Genomic DNA, 22,777 nt, shown 5'->3' on the forward strand with positions numbered 1-22,777 from the left:
ACGAAGAACAATGGTCCAGTTTATTAGACCTTGCTTCCAAACCATTTTCTTTTTTGGAAGGAGAGTCAAAATGAATTTTCAATTTATTCCAGGAGCATTATGACGATTTCTATTTTGCCACACCCGTGGACTCATTCCCCCAAAAAAGTATCCGCTGATATGCAGGTTGCTGTTGAACAAGGCCTGAAACCAGATGAAGTCAAGCAGCGACAGCAAAAATTTGGCCCCAACCGCCTGCGCCAGGCGCAACGGCGTAAAGCCTGGCAGATTCTTGTTGACCAATTTAAAAGCCTGGTGGTGGTACTTCTGGTCATTGCGGCCGGGGTATCGCTGGCTTTTGGCGAATGGATTGACAGCGGCGCTATTGCCGTAGTGGTCCTGATCAATGCCGCCCTGGGCTTTTTTACCGAGATGCGCGCCGTGCGCTCAATGGAAGCCCTGCGCGAAATGGGCAGCGTCACCACCAAAGTCCGGCGCAACGGCCAGATTGAAGAAATCCCGGCGGAAGAACTGGTGCCGGGGGACATTGTGGTGGTGGACGGCGGGGATGTAGTAACGGCCGATCTTCGCTTGATTGAAGCCTCGAAATTGCAAGCCAACGAGTCGGCCCTCACCGGCGAATCGGTGCCGGTCAGCAAACAGGTGGAATCCCTTGCGGCTGACGTGACCCTGGCCGAACGATCCAACATGCTCTTCAAGGGGACCGCTGTAACCCGTGGCTCCGGCGCAGGCGTGGTGGTTGCCACGGGTATGGAGACCGAATTGGGCCAGATTTCGGCGTTAGTGGAAGAGGCTCAAGACGAAAGCACGCCACTGGAAGAACGCCTCGATAACCTGGGCCGCAAACTCATCTGGATTACGCTGGCTATTGCGGCGGTAGTGGCTGTGGTGGGTATTTTACGGGGCAAAGAGATTTTGCTGATGATTGAAACTTCCATTGCTCTGGCCGTGGCCGCTATCCCCGAAGGGCTGCCGATTGTGGCCACCATTGCCCTGGCTCGCGGCATGCAGCGCATGGCCCGGCGCAACGCCCTGGTCAACAAATTGGCCGCCGTAGAAACGCTGGGCGGCACCAACGTGATTTGCGCCGACAAAACCGGCACCCTCACCGAAAACCAGATGACCGTCACCAAATTGTGGCTGCCTTTGGGCCAATTTGGCGTGAGCGGCGAAGGGTTGGAAACCGAGGGAGACTTTAGCCGCAACGATGAATTGGTTGACCCTCACCAACTGCCGGCCCTGCGCGAAGCCATTGAGGTGGGCGTATTGTGTAACAACGCCTCGCTCAACACCGGCAAGCAAGAAATTTCGGCGGTAGGTGATCCCGTGGAAGTAGCCTTACTGGCAGCCGGACTCAAAGCCGGTTTCCGGCGCGACGAGCTTTTGGCCGACCTGCCCGAAGAACGGGAAGAAGCGTTTGACGCGGATGTCAAAATGATGGGCACGTTCCACCGCCGCAACGGGCAGTACCGGGTGGCCGTGAAAGGCGCGCCCGAAGCCGTGCTGGAACATTGCACCCACATCCGGCAAAACAGTGACGAGGTGCAGGAAATATCAAATGAACGCCGCGAAGAATGGCTGGCCCATAACCGGGAAATGGCCGAGAACGGCCTGCGCGTATTGGCTCTGGCGGCCAAAAATAGCGGCGCGGTGGATGATGAGCCGTACCAGGGGCTGACCTTTTTAGGATTGGTCGGCTTTCTCGACCCGCCCCGTGATGATGTGCGGGCGGCCATCAAACAGTGTCATCAGGCCGGAATCAAGGTGGTGATGGTTACGGGGGACCAGCCGGTAACGGCGCGAAACGTGGCCCGGGCGGTAGGGCTTCTGGCCGACGATGCCGGTGACGACGCCGTGATTTACGGCAAAAACCTGAAAGCGCCGGATGAACTCTCTGCGTATGAACGCCGGCAAATGGTGGAAACGCTCATCTTTGCCCGGGTCAGTCCCAAACAAAAACTCGATCTGATTGACCTGCACCAAAACAACGGCGCGATTGTGGCGATGACGGGCGACGGGGTGAACGATGCCCCGGCCCTGAAAAAAGCCAACATCGGCATTGCGATGGGACAGCGCGGCACGCAGGTGGCGCGCGAAGCCGCCGATATGGTTTTAAAAGACGATGCCTTTGCCACCATTGGGGTGGCAGTTGAGCAAGGCCGGGTGATTTTTGATAATATTCGCAAATTTGTTCTCTTTTTACTTTCGTGCAACATCAGCGAGATAATGACCGTGGCCCTGGCTTCGTTTATCAACGCGCCGCTGCCGATTTTGCCGCTGCAAATTTTATTTCTCAATCTGGTCACCGATGTGTTCCCGGCGCTGGCGCTGGGCGTGGGCGAGGGTGATCCCCACATTATGAAACGCCCGCCCCGCGACCCGCAAGAACCGATCATGACCCGGCGGCACTGGGCGGCCATTGGCGGCTACGGCCTGCTGATCACGGTTGCGGTTCTGGGCGCGCTGGCGCTGGCCCTCAACTGGTTGGGGATGCCCGTGAAACAGGCAACCACCATCTCGTTTTTAACGCTGGCCTTGGCCCAATTATGGCACGTATTCAATATGCGCGATCACGATTCGGGGTTGCTGCGCAACGAGATTACGCGCAATGCCTGGGTGTGGGGCGCGCTGGTTTTGTGTGTGGCGCTGTTATTGTTGGCGGTCTATTTGCCAGTCCTGTCAGGCGTGCTGCGAGTGGTTGACCCCGGCTTGAATGGCTGGCTGCTGGTGTTGGGCATGAGTGTGCTGCCGTTGGTGGTGGGGCAGATTTTGAAACTGGCCGGGTTCAGTAAAGTGTAAAAGCATAAGAGGAATGGTTTATTTTGTTGCTTGCCCGGCCATATCAACCACGGTTTCTCGGCGCAACAGGTTTTCCAACCCCTGCCCGAAAATGGCGCGATTCGAAATGATAAATACCGATGTCATGGTCCCGGTCTCCTCATTTTCAGGTTTTCTCCCCGTAACTTTCCAGACATGCTTAGATATACTTCTATTATATCGTTTGACACCTCGGCTCGCCCATACTAAATTGGGCGGTTTTTGGAGTCAAAAAGCGAGCTATTTTTTCTCGCCCAGATGGAATTTTTGATTGGCGGTCTTCACCCGATTGGGCGAAATGGATGTTAAATTTGCCGCTCACCTTGATAAAGTTCTTTATAGCTCCATTGAGCAATTTCTGGCTGTTTATTACCCCCACTTGAATGAGAGCAATAACCATCCGACCCTACCTTTAGAGTGAGGCAAAGATAACTCTAACCATTAAAAAAAATCGCCCAATTTAGTGTAGTGGGTTACCTACAGAAATGATACACTATAAGCAGGTTGCTAATTAGCTAAAGAAAGGAGTTTATGATGGCTGACAATAAAAACGTTATGACCCGCGATACTGAACAAATTCGGGATATTGTTCAAGACCATTGGACCAAATTTACCGAAGAGGATCTCAAAAAAATTGAGGCGATGCGCAATGAATTTGTAGGCATGGTGCAGCAACGATATGGCTACGCCAAACAACGGGCCGAAGAAGAAGTGGACCGCGCCCTGCGTATCTCTAATGCCCGCCTTGAGGGGATGGCCCAGAAGTTGCCCGGAGAGATGGACCAGGCCTTGCTGCGGTATCCTTGGGTAACTATTGTAACTGCTTTGGGGGTTGGCTTTATTTTGGGCTTTGCGCTCAAACCCCGCCGGTAGATAATCGCGGTCTATATTTGTAGTAAATGAATGTGGCCGACATCCGTTTGCTCTGGATGTCGGCCACAAAGTTTTTTGCTCAAACATAGTTGTGGACATTTCTCGAACAGGAGTTATGCATGGAACATTCATCTGTTTCTTTCGTTCCCTTGCTTATTGTTATTGGGCTGGCCTTCTTGGTTCCGCTTACACTCTCTCGTTTCAAAAAACTGGGCATCCCCATTGTGGTTGGCGAAATAATTTCCGGAATCATTGTAGGCAAGAGTGGCTTCAACTTAATCCAAGAGGGATTTGTACTGCGCATTCTATCAGACCTGGGGTTTGCCTATTTGATGTTTTTGTCCGGATTAGAAATCAATTTTTCGGCAGTGCTCAACAATGGCCCAGACAATGACGGAGCCAACGGGTGGCAACGTTTGCTGAGTAATCCGCTGCCGGCAGGTGTTATCCTGTTTATACTAACCCTCATCGCGTCAATTGGGGTAGGTTTTCTTATATGGAGCCAGAACCTTATTCAATCACCCTGGATAATGGCGCTGATAATTTCCACCACCTCATTGGGTGTTGTGGTACCGGTGCTTAAAGAGCGAGGCCTAACTGAAGGCCGTTATGGACAAAGCATCCTTATGGCCGCTTTGGTCGCCGATTTCGCCACTATTCTACTCATCAGCATTTTTGTGCTCTTACGCAGTCAAGGATTTACCGTGGAGATTTTGCTGGTATTGGTTTTGTTTGCCGCTTTTGTGGTGGTCTATCGCGTGGCCGCCCTTTTTCAAGAGCATTTACCGGCCCAACGGATTATTGAAGAATTGTCGTCAGCCACCTCGCAAATCAAATTGCGGGGATCGTTTGTGCTGGCGTTTGTGTTTATTGCACTGGCCGAGAGTTTAGGCATAGAGATTATTTTGGGGGCATTTTTGGCGGGCGTGATCGTGTCCCTTCTCTCCAATGGAGATGACGATATTTTGCAACAGAAACTGGATGCCATTGGTTACGGTTTCTTTATTCCCATTTTCTTTGTGATGGTTGGGGGGCAGTTTGACCTGCCCGCCCTGCTCAGCTCACAGTCGGCGTTGTTACTGGTGCCGTTGATCATCATCGCCGCCTACCTGGTCAAATTCATTCCGGCCCTGCTCTATCGCCTGGAATATTCCTGGCGTGAGACCATAGCCGCCGGTGTCCTGCTCAGTGCCCGCTTGTCGTTAATTATTGCCGCCGCAGCCATTGGTTTGCAATTGGGTATTATTTCTGAAGCTGTCAACGCTGCAATTATTCTGGTTGCCGTCATCACATGTACAGTCTCGCCTATTTTGTTTAATCTGTTGATGCCCCAAACCGAGCGGGAACGCCGTCGGATGATTGTTGTAGGGGCGCGTACCAGCGCCGCATTGCTGACCAACCGATTGATTGAGCGGGGTGTTGATACCGTTCTCGTCAGCAGTGGCGATACCAGCTTAGAACAACAAACATTGATTACCGGCGAGGCTTCGCCCGTACCCTGCAAAAACCACATCCGAGCAGGTGGATGAGTTAAGTAGCCGGCACAGGCCGTGCGGTTACCCCGCCACATCTTCGTCCTCATAGAAAAAGCCTCTGATTTTACGGTTTCCATTCCGGCAAGACTCTCCGGGAGGAATCCGAGAGACATGTGATAGACCACATCCATCTTTTTGGAGGATAATAGGGGTATCAGGAAAAAAGGATTTTCAAGATAGAGTTTATCCAGGCTCAATTGTCAGATGACTGATTATTACTATCTTCCCCTTTGTTACGGCTACGGAAACAACTGGCAGATGAACTTCTGGGATGCCGTTTATTATCTGGCCGTTCATCAAGGATTGCCCATCCGGGTTACCACCCCGGCAATTGTAACCCTGATGGCCGGCCAACCGCTGCCGAGCAACCGTTATGAAACCCTCCGCCACCACTTTATGAGCCACTGGAAGGCGGCGGTTGAAGCGGGCGAGCTGGCCGAATGCACGCCCGATAGCCAAAAAGCGGAAAAAAGCAACACCGGCACCCTGCGCCTGAGTTATCGCGGGCCGGGACGGGTTTATCTCTTTGACCTGCCGGGCTATCACCCTCACCCCCACCCCAAAAACAACATTATAAAACCCCGCGGGTACATTGAGAACGGCTGGAGCAAGGCGGTCAGCGGCGTGTACGCCAAACGCCTGCTCAACTTCCTTTTTAGCCAAAACAATGGCCGCCAACCGGCCCAGAGTAGCCCGGCGGCAGACGTTATTAACGAATTTCAGGCGATGGCCGCCGGGATAAGCTGGTCAATCCATCCCGGCCGGGTTAAAAAAGCGCTGCGTCTCCTGGTTAAATTAGGGCTGGTCAACTACCATTGCGGCCACTGTTGCCTCAACCTGGCTGCTTTTGCCGGCCCGCCCCCTTCTCCGGCCGGGGATAACGCGCAAACCGGCCAGATAGTTTTCCTGGCCGACTGGTTGACGGCTCAAGTTGAAGACCGTCACCGGGCCAATTTGGCCGGGGAGATTGTCAGGCGGGGGGCGTGGTCGCCGCTGCTCTTCTGGCGTATCTACAATGAAGTGCGGCAGTTGAGCGAACCGCAGCAACAACGGCTTTGCCAAAAATTGGCCGCTCTGCCTCCTTCCACCGGACAACGCCACCGCCTGGAATGGACATACCTGCTGCGCCAGGTAATGAGTGATTCTTGAGCCGTTTGCTTTAAAGACATTTTTGACCATTCATCCCCAAACATGAGATTTTGTGATATGATGGACAGGAATGTCTTTACAAGCTTAAGGCCGTAGAGCAACGTTACCCAAAAAAGAGACGCCGATTTTGACTTGGCGGTCCACCGGCGTCCCCTGACAGGCGGCAAGATAAACAGAAGGGTGTTGGCCGTTTCTATAATCCTGCCTTTTTGCATGATACCACAATAAATTAAGTGCAGGGTTAAAAAGAAGACACCGCCGAGGCGTGGAGAGCGCGGAGTTTTTATGATTTTTTTTCTCGGCGACCTCTGCGCCTCGGCGGTGGGATGGTTTGCACCGCCGAGGCGCGGAGAGCGCGGAGTTTTTATGATTTTTCTCTCGGCGACCTCTGCGCCTCTGGCGGTGAAATGATTTCATCAAAAACAATGTTCAGTCCACAGTGAGGGGTGATTTATGAACGCTCATATCAAACATCGGTTAGTCAGTTGGTTTACCCGGTTGCTCAACATCCTGGTGATTGTCTCTCTGGCCTGGGGCAATTTGTTATTCTTGCCGCCGGTTGGCCGCGCCGCGCCGCGCCAGATTCCGGTTGAACAGGCCGAAGTTACGCCTACGCCTACCCCCCGGCCAACCCCGATAAATACGAGTGACAGCGGCACGCCAATTTACCTGCCCATCATCTTAAAATCCGGTTCTGGAGAACCCACGCCGCAGCCTCCCCAAGGCACCGAAGTGCTGGTCAAACCCGGCATCGGCGGTATTGCCGCCGCCCAAGACGATAGCGTGAAAGCCACTCTCTCCGCCGATTCCGTGCAGCAAGATACCTGGGTGCGGTACGCGCCCCTGGCCCGGCCAAACATTACCCTGCCCGGTTTAGCCGTAGGCGGCCCGGCTTTTTCACTGGTGGCCTGGGCCGATGGCGACGGCGAACCGGTTACCTTGTTCCCTCCGCTCACCCAAACTGTTACCTATCAGATTGCTCCCGGTGAAACGGCCACCGATACCCTGGTTATCCCCACTGTAAAATTGGCGGTCTTTTACCAGGACAGCGACATCCAGGATTTGGACGAGCGAACCCTGGCCATTTATACCCGTTCCGACCCCGCTCACCCCTGGCAGCGACTCTCAACAGCCGTTGATGCGAGTCAAAATCGTTTGACGGTTGAAATTACCCACTTTAGCGAGTTTGTGGTGTTAGGCCAGCTTTTAACCGCCCTGCCCGGCGCTGCGGCCGGTATCTCTACTCAAGATAATACCGGCCGGGTGGTGCTGGACCCGGACCACGGCCCCGGCGACTCTTCGCAAGGCCACGCTTTGTGGGAGGGTGTCACCTATTGGGAAGGGCCGCTGGATTATCAGTTTGCTGTTGAGGTCAAAAATCGTTTGGAATCGAAGTGCGGTTTGCCGGTGCAGTTGACCCGCGGCGAAAACGAGTTGCCCAGCCGCGACCACCGGGTGGATGTGGCCCTGGGCTTTCAGGCCAATGTGGTTACTTTGCTGGCCTTTAACACTCTTTTGGGCATTCCCTGGGGCACTGAATTTGGCGATGGCGGCCCTTTGGCCTATGCCCGGCCCGGTAGCGGCCCGGATCAACAGTTGGGCAACCACATTAATGACCAGATTTATCAACACACCAACCGCCAAACCCATCGCGGGGTATTGAGTTATCTGCGCTACCCGGCCTACAGCCGCTTGCCCGGCGATGTTGCTTACAGCCATGCCGAACTCCTCTTTATGGACCACAATTTTGATTGGCCCGTTATCCACGACCCGGAGGGTTTTGGCCATATCGCCGACGCCGTTTACAACGCCGTTATTTTACAATTGGGATTGGATGAAGAGACCTGCCAGTTGGCCCCGCCGCCTTCGCCCGAATTGATCCAACGCTGGCGCGATTTGGGCAACCAAAACCTGCGCACTTACGGCAGCCAATATGATTTGATCTATCGCCGTCAACATTACCAGGAATTCAGCCCCGACCCGGTCAGCTTTTCCACCGGCAATCACCTCTTGCAGCTCAATTTGTTCCGTGTCCCCGGCCGGGGCGGGCTGGATTTTGATTTTACCCTGACCCACAATTCGCAGGATGGTCGTGACGGTATTTTTGGTTACAGTTGGTCAATGCCCTACGATACCCGCATCACCCTCTACCGGGACAACTCGGTGGGCGTGCGCCACGACGACGGCCGCACTCATCACTACACCTGGACCGGCGGCGGTTACGCCGCGCCGGAAGGGGTATATGACACCCTGGTCAAAACCGCCGACGGCTGGCAGTTGACCACCCCCACCGGGGCCGTTTTTACCTTCAAAGAGATGAGCCGGGGCGTGGGCCGGTTGACCCAACTGCGCGACCGCCGGGGCAATACCCTTACCTTTACCTATAACGCCAATAACGAAATGACCGGCGTTTCCGACGGCGCGGGCCGGACGGCCACCTTAAGTTATACCGACGGTCACGTCACCGGCCTGACCACGCCCGATGGCCGAACCTTCGGCTTTGGCTACACCAACGGCGACCTGACCGCTATCACCGACCCCAACGGCGGCGTCCGGCGTTATGAATACGACGCCCGTCACCGCGTCACCCGCCAGAGGGACCCCGAAAATATTGAATTTCTGCAAAACATCTATGACGACCGCGACCGGGTGATTGAGCAGACGGACGCCAGCGGCACGCGCAGTTACTTTGCCTACGACTCCGTCAATCGCGTGACCACCTTTACCGACAACCTGGGCCGGCAGGCCAAATATTTTTACGATGACCGGAATCGGGTGACCGCCATTGAGGACGCCCTGGGGCAGACCACCCGCTACGAGTACGACCCCCAATACAACCTGCTCGCCGTTACCGACGCCCGCGGCAATGTGACCCAATATGAGTACGACAGCCGGGGCAACCGCGCCAAACGGATTGACCCCCTTGACGGCGCCGCCGATTACAGCGCCGACGTGACCGCCTGGGAATACAACGCCCAGAACGACCTTGTCAAAACCACCGACGCCCTGGGCCGCGTGACCACCTACGACTACGACCCCAACGGCAATCTCATTGCTATCCACGCGCCGGGCGGGCGGAACACCACCTTCACTTACAACAGTTGGGGCCAGCCGCTGACCATGACCGACCCCAACAACCACACCACCACCTTTGAGTACGACGCCTCCGGCAACCTGACCAAAACCACCGACGCCGAGGGGAATGTGACCACCTCCACCTACGACGCCGCCGGGCGCGAAACCGGCTACACCGACGCCAACGGCCACACCGTTTATTTTGTTTACGACGGCAACGACAACATCACCCGCATTACCGACCCCAAAGGCCGCCATACCGATTTTGGGTACGACGGCAACAACCTGCTCATCCAGGTAACCGACCGGCGCGGCGGCGTTACCCGCTACGAGTATGACGAGAACCTCAAGCTGGTCAAAGAAACCGATCCCGAAGGTTATGCGGTTGAATATGGCTACGACAAAATGTATAACCGCGCCTGGATGAAGGACGCGCGCGGGTACATCACCCGGTATGAATATGACCCGCTCTACCGGCTGGTCAAAATGACCGACGCCAACGGGCATGTTGTCCGCTACGAGTACGACCCCAACAGCAATCTGACCGCCGTAGTTGACCCGCTGGGCCGGCGCACCCGCCTGTCCTACGACGCCGTGAACCGCCTGAAATACCTCACCGACCCCCTGAGCGGCCAGACCGAATATTGTTACGACGCCGAAGACCAATTGGTCAAACTGTTTGACCCCCTTCGCGCCGAAACCCGTTACGAATACGATGGCGTGGGCAACCTGACCCGCCTGATTGACCCCCTGGGCGAAGTGACCACCTTTGCCTACGACCCGGCTGGCAACCTGCGCTTTGTGACCGACCCCAATAACCACACCCGCGAATACATCTACGACCGCATTGACCGCTTGACCCGCGAACTTGACCCGCTGGGCCATGAAGTCCAAACCGGCTACGACCCGGTGGGCAATGTGCTCACCCTCACCGACCCCAACGGCCACACCACCACCCTGGCCTACGATGAAAACGACAACCTGGTCACCATTACCGACCCCCTGGGCCACGACGTGAGCTACAGTTACGACGAAGAAGACAACCAGACCGCCGCCGCCGACCAGCGCGGGAACACCACCTCGTTTGCATACAACTTGCGCGGGTTGGTGGTCACCGTGACCGAGCCGGGCGACTACCAGACCCACTTTGAACACGACGGCAGCGCCAACCTGGTCAAAACGACGAACGCCAAAGGGCAAACGACCCATTACGCCTACGACCCCGTTGGCCTGCTGGTCAAAGAAACCAACCCCCTGGGCTTTGAAACCAATTACGCCTACGACGCCGCCGACCGGCTGGCCGCCGTGACCGACGCCGAGGGGAATGTCACCGCCTACGGTTACGACGCCAACGACCGCCTGACCGGCGTGACCGACGCCCTGGGCGGCGTGACCGCCTACAGTTACGACAAGGCGGGCCGCCTGACCGTTATCACCGACGCCAACCAATCCGTAACCCGCTTTGCCTACAACAAACGCGGCGAACTGGTCAAAGAAATCAACCCCCTCACCAACACCTGGGAATACCATTACGACGGCGCGGGCCAGTTGACCATGCGCCGCGACGCCGCCTGGCAGCCAACCTATTACGATTACGACGCCGCCGGCCAACTGGTCAAAATCCGCTACCCCTCGGCCATCGGTACCAGCGGTACGGAGGTCAGCTTTGCCTACGACCCCGCCGGCAATGAAATTGGCATGACCGACTGGAACGGGACCATCAGCCACGAGTACGATGAACTCAACCGCCGCGTGAAAACCATCAACTTTGACGGCGCTGCGCTGCAATACAGCTACGACCCCGCCTCTAACCTGACCGGCCTGACCTACCCCAACGGCGATACCGTGACCTACGGCTACAACGCCCGCAACCTGCTGACCGGCCTGCGCGACCACTTTAACCAGACCACCGTATACGCTTACGACGCCCTGGGCGCTATTGCCCAGATTACCCGCCCCAACGGGGCCAACACCGGCTACAGCTATGATGACGCCAACCGCCTGACCGGCATTACCCACCAAAAAGGCGCGGACAACTTCTCCGCCTTTGCCTACGCCCTGGACAAAGTGGGCAACCGCGCCCAAATTGGCGAGCTGCGCGCCTTCACCGGCAGCGGCAGCCCCGTGGCCGTGACCACCATTAAACATTATGATTACGACGCGCTCTACCGCCTGACCGGGGCCGCCACCGACCGGGGCCAGGATGTTGTTTACGCCTACGACCCCGTAGGCAACCGCCTGGCGCAGACCGGCATTCCCCAGGCCATTGACCCCACCGACGCCATCCAACCCATCCGCCCCGCCCCGCCCATTACCAACACTTACACCTACAACGCGGCCAACCAGCTTTTAGCCGTTAGCCGCGAGCAGTCAGCCGTTAGCTTTGAGTATGATGATAAGGGCAACCGCTTGAGCGAGACCGAAGTGCTGACCGACGGCACGACCTTGCTGACCAGTTACACCTGGGATCACGAAAACCGGCTGGTGGGCGTGACCAAGAGTATCAGCGACAGCGCGGCCATCACCGCCACCATGGTGGCCACCTACACCTACGACGGCTACGGCCGCCGCATCAAAAAAGAAGTCAGCAACGACCCATTCACAATTCACAATTCACCATTCACCATTAATTATTTGTACAACGGCCTCGATCCCATTGCCGACACCGAAACGCAAACCATCAGCGGCAGCAGCGTGACCACCGCCACCCACTACATCTGGGCCAACGGCGGCATTGCCGAAATTGAGCGCCTGCCCAACCCCGCTACCGGCTTTGCGGGCGACATCCACTGGACCCACACCGACGGCCTGGGCAGCCTGGTAGACCTGACCGACGCCGCCGGCGACAGCGTAACCCAGGTGTATTACGACGAGTACGGCCAATTATTGACCGGCTTTGAAAGCCTGACCCGTTACAGCTATACTGGTCAGGAATATGATGCGGAAACAGGGTTGTATCACTTTTATGCGCGGTATTATGATGCGGAGAATGGGGTGTGGTTGAGCCAGGATAGTTATCGGGGACGTATGTTTGAGCCTACAACTTTGCGCAGATATGTTTATGTAGGAGATAATCCCATTAACTATGTTGATATTTATGGCTATGATAGGGAGACAGGGGGAGATAGTAATGTAGACATTCAATTACCTGATATGACACAATGGTTAATAGATGAAATTATTAGAAATACGTATATTACTATCACAATGTACAACTTAGATAATCTGGTAGGCCAAGCTCAAGCATTGTATTTTTTCTATCAACAAGTAAAAACAGGGGGTTCTTGGGATTATAAAAATAATACATTAAAGCAGTACGCAGATACAGGAATTATCTTGTGCGGAAAAGTATGTGCAAATGATGTTCCAGGAAATATAGTCTATGGTTATATGGGATTGTTCGTAGGATTGTGGGAAAGTATATTAGCGGATGCAGCGGGATATGTGCATATTAAACCTTATGTGACCCAAGAGGACATGCTTAAACTCGTTCAACTCAACCTAGAAATGCCATGGTATACATCGTTTTTAGATGATCCACTTGACCAAAATGCTATAAAGATTGGTTTTAAATTATTTAGAAAGGGATTATCAAAAGAAAACCTTTGTGAAATAATCAAATCTTTTAATTTAAGATTACCTTGATAAAAATAGTTTTGTAGGTTGGGTTTCGACCCAACACCCTCCGCGCCCTCTGCGTCTCGGCGGTAAACAAATCCACCGCAAGAGGCGCAGAGAACGCAGAGGAAAAGCATAAAAAAACTCCGCGCCCTCGGCGTCTCGGCGGTAAAAATCATCCCACCGCAAGAGGCGCGGAGTGCGCAGAGAAAAGCATAAAAACCTCCGCGTCCTCGGCGTCTCGGCGGTAAACAATCCACCGCAAGAGGCGCAGAGTTCGCAGAGGGAAAATGTACCTTACCAAAACCAACTTATAACGAATCTGCCTGCCAACGGGCTATAAACTCGGTGGGGGAAAGTACGGTAAAGGTTATATGTACAAATGCGCATATTCAGCCTCGAAGATTTCATATCGAGTTTGGCGCATTTTCTCAACAATGGCCTCTTTGGTGGCCCCAACCTGTAATCCGCCTTCGCGCTCAATCAGGTTGCGCAGTTCGGCCCAACCATGTAACCAGGCTCGTTTTTGATAGGCCAATTCGGCCCATTGAGTTAACATTTCTACCGGCTCCAGTTGCTCTTCGGCGGCCAGGGCTTGCAATTTATCATATAAATTAGCCGGAAGTTCAAGAGTCACAACAGGTGTATCCATCATTTTGCCTCACGCTTGTTTAGCGAAATAAACTGTGCTGAAATTTATTGTAGCATAATAGAGACCGGAAAGCCAAGTTGGTTGTCGGCGGGTAGATTGACGTAGTAAGTTTTGACATCCCTTTGCGTCTCGGCGGTGCAAAAGATCAATCCACCGCAAGAGGCGCGGAGGTCGCAGAGGAAAACAGGTTGGCACTTTATCAACTTAATCAGGGATAATCGTTGGGGTTGGCGGTCATCAGTCCCTCGGCCTGGGCGGCGGCCAGCAGGTCAAGGTCGGCGGAAAGAAGCGTTAAAGCGGGGAGTTCCTGCTGTAGCAGGGTTTCTTGCGTAAACAGAGCGCAGGCCAGGTGAACCGCATCATACCCGCGCAGTTTTTGACGGCGGATCAGGGCCATCGCCCGGCTGATGATGGCTTGGTTTACCTCTACCAACCAATATTGGTCACGCGCATCACGGTGCAGGTCGCGCAGCAAGCCATCCAGCACCGGCGCGGCCAGAACCCCGTGCCGTTGTTTGGCCGCCAAAGCTGCCGCAATCTCTACCAGGCCGATATTGGCCACCACAAGCGTATGACCGGCAGCGGGGTCAACCAAAGTTTGCAGCCAGTCGCTGCCGCTTTCGGTCACATAACGTTTAACCAGGGCGCTGCTGTCGGTATAAAAGGTGGTCATCCCTCTCTCCGGCGTTGGGAGATCAAAATTTCGCTGGTTGGTGGGCCGGGCAGTTCCGGCGGCGGCTGGCGCGGCGCGGCCGGTTTATCTGTTTCTTTGATAGACAAATGACGGATGAACCCCGTGCTTAATAAAGCCTGCCTTACTTTGTCTTGCTCGGTTTGCTGGAGATTAAGCTGAGCCAGGCCCAACTTAAGCGCCCGGCGAATATCTTCCGGGCTGAGGGATGCGTCTTGTAACCAATCTGTGGGGATGGTAACGGTAATGGTCTCCATAATTATCTGAACCTGCTATCAATTATTAATAACCAAACACGATACTGCGTAACCATTATCCTCATTTTTGCTTCCTTAACGTGAGGATACAAACATTTTAGCACGCCGTTATAGGCTTGCCAAGTTGAAAGAATATTTCCTCCGCGTCTCTGCGATAAACAATCCACCGCAGAGGCGCGGAGTGCGCCGAGAAAAAGCATAAAAAAACCTCCGCGCCCTCTGCGTCTCGGCGGTGCAAACCATCCCACCGCAAAGGCGCGGAGGGCGCAGAGAAAAGCGTAAAAACTAATCAATTTGCAGATTTGCGATTTGCAGATTTGCCCATTTTCAAAGGAGTCGTCTTATGCGTCTCAAACTAACCGCATCAATTGTTATTGCCGTCATTTTTATCACCCTGGCCGCCGCGCCGCTCATCCTGGCCGCGGACCCGGAAATTGTGCCGCTGGGCCAGGCCCAGAGCGACCCGCGCGCCGCCTACCGCGCCCTCTTCAACCATATCAGCCAGGGCGGGCGCATTGGGCGCAGCGGGCCTTTACCTATGATGCCGTCAGCTACCCCGCGGGCACGCTCTATGCCCCGGACGGCATAGACGGCAGCGGCTACGATAGCCTCATCGCTGCCAGCCCAGTAGAGGCCAAACCGGCCCTGGCCCTCAACGCCCAGGGCGCGCGGGTGGCCGTGTTCCGCACCACCGTAACCGGCGACTTTGGCCGGGTGGATTGGGAAGTGGCCGACGTGCGCGAGGCGTTGGGCACCTATCTCTGGGGCGGGCTGCGGTATGACGTGCTGGATGAAACGGATTTGGCCGCCGCCGACCTGTCGAAATACGCCATTCTCATTTTGCCCTCGGTGCGGTGGGGCAATGAGGCGCAAGTGACCGCCGCGCTCAGCCAAAACGCCTTAAACAACATTCGCGCCTTTGCGCAAAACGGCGGCTTTTTGTACGCCCAATCCAACGGCGCGGTGGTGGCCCAGGCCGCGGGGGTTATTCCCGCCGGCACGGTTGACCTGTCGGCCACGCTGGTGCTGACCACGGGCGCGGAGTTCAATGCGGGCCAACTGGCCGTGCTGAACCCGGCCTCGCCCCTTACCTTCTCCTGGCTCACCGGCAGCCTCTACCTGCTCACCGACCCCGTTTACCAGCCCGGCTCCTTGGAAGTTGTGGCCGAATACTCCAACCTGGACGGCCCCAACCAACCGGCCATCCTCACCGGCGCGGTGGGCAAAGGGCGGGTCATCCTGGTCAACGGCCATCCCACCGCCCCCACGCGCCGCCCGCAACTGCCGGTTTTCTTCAACGCCATCCTGTGGGCGCTGGGCCATCCGGCGGAACTGTTTGGCGATGCCGCGCAAACCTACAACCCCGCGCTCGACCCGCACCTGCTGCCCGCCTATGAACCCAGCGCGCCGGTCAGCGTGATCCTCACCTTTGCCAATGTATGGGACACGCCCATGGAAAACGTGGTCATCACCGAGATTGTGACCGAAGGCTTCACCGTAGACCCGGCCAGCCTCAACCCGGCGGCAACCGTTATCCCCCAAACCAATCCCACCCAAACCCTGGTGGTCTGGGATTTAGGCACAGTAGCCCCCGGCGAGTTCAAACTCAATTTTATCGCCCGCACCAACGACATGGTGCTGCGTAAAGGCGAAATCACCTTTGCCACCGGGCAGGCCGAATTTACCCACCAGGGCAAGGCCCACATAGTCACGCACCAACCCTTTCGGCTGACCTCTCGCATGGCCGCCCGCCTTCAACTTGACCGGGACATCGAATTGGACCGCCAATATTACATCCCCGCCCAGGGCCTTTACCTGGATGTCGCCGCGCCCATCGAAAACAAAGAAGACACCCTGGCCTCGGCCCTGGTGTTCACCGATGTGGTTTTGCTCATCGCGCCCATTGTTGGCCTGGACGACCAGGAAACCATTCTTGACCTCAACAGCGGCGAGACCATCTGGGTGCGCAACGAGCCTTTCTTTTATAATGAACCGGGATCGCCCTACTTTGCCGCCAACGGTTACGCCCCCGGTGATACCATTACCCTGGCCGATTGGGACGGCGCGTACGCCGTGTTTGACGTGCCCTACGGCACGCACCTGTGCGGCCTGAGTAGCGGGGGCGAAATCGGGACGACAGGCACGGGCAACTGCGTCACCATTCCCGTCACCTACACCAACTACATCACTATCACCAGTGACTATAAACTCCTGCTGCCGGTCAAAGTGCTGACCTGGGATATGGGCAGTTGGCCGGGGTACCACTACGAAGAACCGGCCCTGCGTTACGGCATCCATTCCCGCGAGCTGGAAGGCCGCACCGTCACCTTTGACGGCGACCCCGGCATTGCGCCGGAGCAGGTGGTTATCCAGGGCAGCGGCGGCAGCATCTACACCCACCTGGGCGATTTTCCCATCTTTTACCGCGACCACGTGGCCAGCGGTTTGGTGTACGTGCCGCAAGCGCCCACCCCGCCGATGATTAGCTACCGGGATATTTGGTCGCGTACCCACACCGCTACTTTGCGCAGCGCCTTTTACGATGTGTTCAGTTGGGCCTCCTGCGGCTCCTGCGGCCCCGGCACCGGCGAGCGCCACGCCATGCTAAACGTTACCTTTGGCCTGCGGGCCGATCTGGACGGCGACCACCACCGCGATGAAGAAATCCTCATCTACCCCAGCCAAATTGACGGGGCCAACCTGGACATTATGATCAAGGACAAAACCCTGCTGGCCGCCATTCCGGCCAACCAGATGGTCATTGATCTGGGCATGTTCAAAGGGTTGGGGGTTGACATCCGCCCCCGTTTTGGCAACTGGCCCAACTCCTGGTCGTCGCCCAACGCAAGCGTGCAATTAGTTGATATAGAAACCCCCTCCCCCGCTTACGACCACCTGCTCTTCCAGCACGAAGCGCCCGCCGGGGAAACGGTAGTGATTATGCTTCACGCCGCCATCAACAGTTACGATGACGTTGTCACCGAAGGAACCTGCAAACTGCACGACGGCGCTCGTTTCACCTATCGCCAGCAGTCCGCCGGGCCAAGCCGCTACGAGGCGTACGATACCCACGTGCAAGGCGTTTTGTGCGAAGCGCCGCAATTGACGGTGGTCAAGCAGGGCGCGCCCATCCAGGTCAGCACCTACGGCGATACCGTTTATTACGTTTTCGCCATTGATGACCTGAGTGACCCGCGCCTTCTGGAGCGCAATGGCCGGGGCGACCCCTTCCTCCAATCTTACGGTTTTGGCGATACCGCCGCCACCACCTACGTGGGGGGTCGAGAAGAAAAACAAATCTTGCACAGCATTGTGCAGCCCGGCGACCTGACCCGCATCCGGGTGGAATTGAACAACAACAGCCCGGTTGCGTGGAGCAACGTTACGGTCACGCCGCAGCCCCCGGCCGGCATCCGGGTAACCCGCACCTACACCGATTACCTTCCGCCCCCCATTTTCCACGACATCCCCTTTCTTTACCTGCAAAACATCCCCGAAGCCGGACGAGGCGTCTATTATTTTGATGTTTATATAGAGCCGGGCTACAGCGGCCCGCGCGGGCAAATCGTTGAAATTCCTATTGCCTTTAGCGCCAACGGCGCGCCGGCCGGGTTCAAAATTCCGGCGGCGCGTTTGGGTCTTGAAGATGCCGGGGGCCAGGTTTACCACGTGTACGGCCCGGCCCAAACCCTGGTTCTCACCGACAGCCTGCCGGCTTACGTGAGTTTAAACGCGGCTGTGGTGGTCACCGAAGCACAGATTACCGCGTTGACCGATGCCGCCGACCCGGCGGGACGCGAGGCGGTATTCAACAGCTTCAGCGAGATCATTGGGTATACGGTGGATGAAACCGGCGAAGCGAGCTTTGACCTGCCCGGCGACGCCCTGGACCGGCTCTACACCCCCACCGGCGACCATCGTCTCTTTGTGGCGGCGCGGGGGGTAATTTCTCCGGCCGGCGCCGGGCCGCATTGGGCCAACTATGGGGCGCAAGTCACTTACAATGATGAAGAAGGGTTGACCTGGCGCGATACCAGCCAGCAATACGAAGTGGAGGCGCACGGCGCGGCCATTCGGGTTAACTATGCCTGCTCCCAGGCGATTGCCGGCGTCAGGCCGGGCCTGGGCCTGGCGGCGCTGGCGGCAGACCCCTCCACCTGCGTGTTGGATGCCGGTGAAGACCATCAGGTTACGCTGCAAGCCACCATTTACAATGACGGCGACTACCCGGCCCAAAATGTCGAAGCCACCCTGGTTCTACCGGCAGGAATGGATTTGTTGGGGATCACGCCGGCGGCAACCGCTGTCGCCAGCCGGACGGTCACCGTAAATATTGGCGATCTGGCCCCCGGCGGCCTGACCACCGTGGAAATGGTGCTGTTTGTGCCGGTCAGTGAGGCCGGCGTCATTGGAGCCGGCAGCCTGCCCCACCACGCCCAGGTGATAGGCCACAGCGACGGGCAGTTTGTTGACACCTTTAGCGGCCGGACCATTGCCGCTCGCCTGGGCGATGATTACCACATTCCGGTGCGTTACAAGCTAAATTTTGTTTATCTTCCGCTCATCTTCAAAAATCCCGTTCCTGCCTTACCCCAACCAGACCTGGTAGTCACGGAATTTACGGTCAGCCCTCCTGCCCCCGTCTCTGGACAACCGGCCCAGGTAACGGTAGTAGTAGAAAATCAAGGCCAAAAAGCGGCGGCGGCGCCTTTCTGGGTTGACTTTTACATTAGCCCCAATCTTGTGCCGGCACAGCCCAATGTGCTCTGGAACGACATTTGCGGCGTTTCGCCGTGTGATGGCCTTGCCTGGCAAGTGAATAGTTTGGCAGCGGGAGAAACAATAACCTTAACCAGCGCGGCGGGCTATGATCCGTATCGCACCCAATGGGAGGGCGGCTTCCGGGTTTCCGGCGCGCATGATTTGTATATTTTTGTTGATAGCTGGAGCAGCCCCAACACCCCTGACGGCGCAGTAACGGAAACCAATGAAGATAACAACCGGGCGGCCATAGAAGGAATTTATATCGCTGATTAGCCGGCGGTTACGCTGCAAATAACAAACCGCATAGGGTGCAAAAAGTGCGCCCTACGTGAGGTTAGCAAGCAGCCATAGCTTATTTGGCCCTGTTTTCGTTATTTCCTTTTTTGTTCCTGGTCATTGCTCGGCAGTTTTGTTTTAAATAAAGAATGTGATACAACTGTTTTAGATTGGGTAAGGGCATAAAGTGGGATCTTATGATATAGAAAAAACAGATGAAATGGTGGCTCAGGTTAGAGAAGCCATCAACCGGCCAGAGGTGCGTGAAACCTGGCAAGAATTGACCGAAGTTGATAAAGTCAACGTGAATACCCAGGAACGGTTTGCTTCGATTCTTGGCGGCAGTGCAATGATTGTTTATGGCTTAAGGATTCTGCGGAGCCGTTAAATACTCTTGAACCTGGTGATGGCGTGGGCGAGAATTTATGGGAAACGTTTCCCGCCAGCGACCCACCGGCAACCGACTGAAAACTGAAACAGGATAAACGCTATTGAATCACAATCACCAAACCCGGAGCGATACCGGCCAGCTCAAAATTGCCTTTTTCCTCAACCTCGGCTTTACTCTTTTAGAAATCATTGGCGGCGTATGGACCAACAGTATGGCCATTGTGGCCGACGCTTTGCATGATTTGGGCGACAGCCTTTCGTTGGGCATGGCCTGGTTTTTGGAGCAATACGCGCAAAAAGAACACGACAACCAATATTCGTAAGCGGAAATTCTACAGATCAAAAAAGAAATACTGGCCCTAACCGGCTCAATTTTTTTGAGTACGTTACCATCGAGGTTGAATATGAAAACGAAAGATGTCGATTAGAATAATGAAGCAACTCATTGAAACCCCGTCAGTTTTGCTACTGAAGGGTTAAAAATTATCTCAGGAGAAAACCATGGATTATCGTATTGAAACCGACAGTATGGGCCAAATGCAAGTGCCCACCGACAAATATTACGGCGCTCAGACCGCCCGCTCCCTGATGAACTTCAAGATCGGTGGGGATCGTTTCCCGCGGGAAATGATCCGGGCGCTGGGTATTCTTAAAAAAGCCGCCGCGCTCACCAACAAGACATTGGGCCAGCTTTCGGCTGAAAAAGCTGATCTGATTGTGCAAGCGGCTGATGAAGTGATTGCCGGCAAACTGGACGACCATTTTCCCCTGGTGGTGTGGCAAACCGGCAGCGGCACGCAGACCAACATGAATGCCAATGAGGTGATTGCCAACCGGGCTATCGAGTTGGCCGGCGGCGAGGTGGGCAGCAAAAATCCCATCCATCCCAATGACGATGTAAACAAAGCTCAATCCTCTAACGATACGTTCCCCACCGCTATGCACATTGCCGCCGCCGAAGAGATCAACCGGCGCTTGCTGCCCATGGTCACCCTTTTGCGCGACACCTTGCAGGAAAAATCTGATGCCTTTGCCGGCATTGTTAAAATTGGCCGCACCCATTTAATGGATGCCGTACCCCTCACCTTGGGCCAAGAATTTTCCGGCTATGCGCAACAGCTTGACAACGATATCAAGCGTATTGAATTTACCCTGGACGGCCTGTACGAACTGGCCCTGGGCGGCACTGCCGTTGGCACCGGCCTCAACACCCACCGCGATTTTGCCGAACAGGCCGCCGGACAGATTGCCCAAATAACAGGTTTACCCTTTCGCAGCGCGCCCAACAAATTCGAGGCACTGGCTGCGCACGATGCCGTAGTTTTTGCCAGCGGGGCGCTGAAAACGCTGGCGACCTCGTTGATGAAAATAGCTAACGATGTACGCTGGCTGGCCTCCGGCCCGCGCTGCGGCATCGGCGAATTGTCCCTGCCGGCCAACGAACCCGGCAGTTCCATTATGCCCGGCAAGGTCAACCCCACCCAGGCCGAGGCGATGACCATGGTCTGCGCCCAGGTAATGGGTAACGATGTGGCCGTGAATATCGGCGGGTTGTCGGGCAATTTTGAGCTGAATGTTTTCAAGCCGGTGATGATCTTTAACCTGCTCAATTCTATTCGCCTGCTGGCCGATGCCTGTGAGTCGTTTACCCGCAACTGCGCTGTGGGCATAAAAGCCAATGAAGCCGTGATTGAGACTTATCTAGAAAATTCGCTGATGCTCGTCACTGCGCTCAACCCTCGTCTGGGTTACGATAACGCGGCGCGGGTGGCCAAGAAAGCTTTTGCCGAGAATTGCACCTTGCGTGAAGCAGCGATTGAGTTGGGTCTATTGAGCGGCGAGGAATTTGATGAAATCGTCCGGCCCGAAAAAATGATTGGGCCGAGGTCGAGATAGGTTGAACTCTCTTTCATTACATTACGGGCGTTCAAAACCAATCCTGCCCGGACCACACAAAACCGGACCGGATAGGATTTTTTAGGATATTATTGCCTGTTTTGAACATTGCCCATACCAAGATATCAAGCGGCAGTTTTCCGGCTGATTTTGCGAAACCACAGTGTCAGGGCAACAAAGGCTGACAGGCTGATCAACACCCAACTGACCCAATAATCCAGGGGCCTGGGGAAATTGCTGGGCTGGGTTACGGCTTGTTTGCGCCGGTTGGACTGCAATAAAATGCGAAGTTATTTTTGAACAATTCCTATTGTATCCAATACTTGGGCTGGCCATAATAATCGTAAAGTCTTATTTCGTATTTCCGGTTTATGGGCATAGCGGGATCAAATTCCGGGCTATTTTTAATGGTTTCACGGTTCAGGTTTATGTGCACGTGCGCTTTTTGCCAGTCGAAGTTTTCAATCCACTGGGGCGCTATCAGCACTTTTTTGCCCGGCCACCAATTTTTGGTATCAATCACCAGATAACGCATAACCCATATTTCGTCGTCAACAACAAAATCTTCCACATGCCCTATCTCGCCATCACGGGCCTGAATGTGATAACCCAACACCTCCCAAAAACTGCGTAAGTGTGGGTCGTCAACGCTCTCTTCCTGGGGGGAGGCCGTTGTTTCTGGCGCGGATTCGTTGGCCAGCATTTCTTCGGCCATTGCTACGGGAGGCACCCCCAGGTGATAAATCCCACCCGGCATAGACCAATAAATGGGCCATTGATAGTG

The 22,777-nt window shown here is 55.4% G+C and carries 15 protein-coding genes; 10 read left to right on the top strand and 5 right to left on the bottom strand.

Annotated features, from left to right (window positions below; all coding sequences use genetic code 11):
• The first annotated feature begins 99 nt into the window (after nt 1-99).
• Nucleotides 100-2,799 (top strand): cation-translocating P-type ATPase, encoded by a 2,700-nt coding sequence (locus JW953_00165; GenBank protein ID MBN1991086.1) that lies wholly within the window; start codon nt 100-102, stop codon nt 2,797-2,799.
• 193 nt (nt 2,800-2,992) lie between these two features.
• Here JW953_00165 and JW953_00170 read toward each other — a convergent pair whose 3' ends face one another.
• Nucleotides 2,993-3,217 carry a hypothetical protein gene (locus JW953_00170; protein MBN1991087.1) on the bottom strand — a complete coding sequence of 75 codons (225 nt, stop codon included), beginning with the start codon at nt 3,215-3,217 and terminating at the stop codon, nt 2,993-2,995.
• Nucleotides 3,218-3,351: 134 nt separating this feature from the next.
• Between JW953_00170 and JW953_00175 the strand changes: the two genes are divergently transcribed.
• The 4 genes from JW953_00175 (at nt 3,352) to JW953_00190 (ending at nt 13,094) form a co-directional block, all read left to right on the top strand.
• A complete protein-coding gene (locus JW953_00175; protein ID MBN1991088.1) occupies nt 3,352-3,690 on the top strand; it encodes a hypothetical protein in 339 nt (112 codons plus the stop codon).
• Nucleotides 3,691-3,809: 119 nt separating this feature from the next.
• Nucleotides 3,810-5,219: a cation:proton antiporter gene (locus JW953_00180; GenBank protein ID MBN1991089.1), complete on the top strand. Its 1,410-nt coding sequence runs from the start codon at nt 3,810-3,812 to the stop codon at nt 5,217-5,219.
• Between the two features lie 210 nt (nt 5,220-5,429).
• Nucleotides 5,430-6,374 carry a hypothetical protein gene (locus JW953_00185; protein ID MBN1991090.1) on the top strand — a complete coding sequence of 315 codons (945 nt, stop codon included), beginning with the start codon at nt 5,430-5,432 and terminating at the stop codon, nt 6,372-6,374.
• Nucleotides 6,375-6,827: 453 nt separating this feature from the next.
• The gene (locus JW953_00190) at nt 6,828-13,094 is read left to right on the top strand and encodes a hypothetical protein (GenBank protein ID MBN1991091.1); all 6,267 of its coding nucleotides are present in this window, start codon (nt 6,828-6,830) and stop codon (nt 13,092-13,094) included.
• 343 nt (nt 13,095-13,437) lie between these two features.
• Here JW953_00190 and JW953_00195 read toward each other — a convergent pair whose 3' ends face one another.
• The 3 genes from JW953_00195 to JW953_00205 form a co-directional block, all read right to left on the bottom strand.
• Nucleotides 13,438-13,722: a hypothetical protein gene (locus tag JW953_00195; GenBank protein MBN1991092.1), complete on the bottom strand. Its 285-nt coding sequence runs from the start codon at nt 13,720-13,722 to the stop codon at nt 13,438-13,440.
• A gap of 205 nt (nt 13,723-13,927) precedes the next feature.
• Nucleotides 13,928-14,392 (bottom strand): type II toxin-antitoxin system VapC family toxin, encoded by a 465-nt coding sequence (locus tag JW953_00200; GenBank protein ID MBN1991093.1) that lies wholly within the window; start codon nt 14,390-14,392, stop codon nt 13,928-13,930.
• The gene (locus JW953_00205) at nt 14,389-14,667 is read right to left on the bottom strand and encodes a hypothetical protein (GenBank protein ID MBN1991094.1); all 279 of its coding nucleotides are present in this window, start codon (nt 14,665-14,667) and stop codon (nt 14,389-14,391) included. The genes JW953_00200 and JW953_00205 overlap by 4 nt, the downstream gene beginning before the upstream one ends.
• Before the next feature lie 343 nt (nt 14,668-15,010).
• On the opposite strand from JW953_00205, the gene JW953_00210 reads away from it, so the two are divergent.
• The 5 genes from JW953_00210 to fumC all read left to right on the top strand — a co-directional run bounded on the left by JW953_00210 (nt 15,011) and on the right by fumC (nt 21,993).
• Nucleotides 15,011-15,256 carry a hypothetical protein gene (locus JW953_00210; GenBank protein MBN1991095.1) on the top strand — a complete coding sequence of 82 codons (246 nt, stop codon included), beginning with the start codon at nt 15,011-15,013 and terminating at the stop codon, nt 15,254-15,256.
• A gap of 83 nt (nt 15,257-15,339) precedes the next feature.
• Nucleotides 15,340-19,704 carry a hypothetical protein gene (locus JW953_00215; protein MBN1991096.1) on the top strand — a complete coding sequence of 1,455 codons (4,365 nt, stop codon included), beginning with the start codon at nt 15,340-15,342 and terminating at the stop codon, nt 19,702-19,704.
• Nucleotides 19,705-19,894: 190 nt separating this feature from the next.
• A complete protein-coding gene (locus JW953_00220) occupies nt 19,895-20,095 on the top strand; it encodes a hypothetical protein (protein MBN1991097.1) in 201 nt (66 codons plus the stop codon).
• Between the two features lie 103 nt (nt 20,096-20,198).
• On the top strand, nt 20,199-20,420 hold the full coding sequence (locus tag JW953_00225) for a cation transporter (protein MBN1991098.1): 222 nt from the start codon (nt 20,199-20,201) through the stop codon (nt 20,418-20,420).
• A gap of 178 nt (nt 20,421-20,598) precedes the next feature.
• On the top strand, nt 20,599-21,993 hold the full coding sequence (gene fumC / locus JW953_00230; protein ID MBN1991099.1) for a class II fumarate hydratase: 1,395 nt from the start codon (nt 20,599-20,601) through the stop codon (nt 21,991-21,993).
• 307 nt (nt 21,994-22,300) lie between these two features.
• Here fumC and JW953_00235 read toward each other — a convergent pair.
• The coding region (locus tag JW953_00235; GenBank protein ID MBN1991100.1) for a PRC-barrel domain containing protein at nt 22,301-22,777 on the bottom strand (477 nt) is incomplete at its 5' end.

This window comes from Anaerolineae bacterium (assembly GCA_016931895.1).
Classification (GTDB): Bacteria; Chloroflexota; Anaerolineae; order 4572-78; family J111; genus JAFGNV01.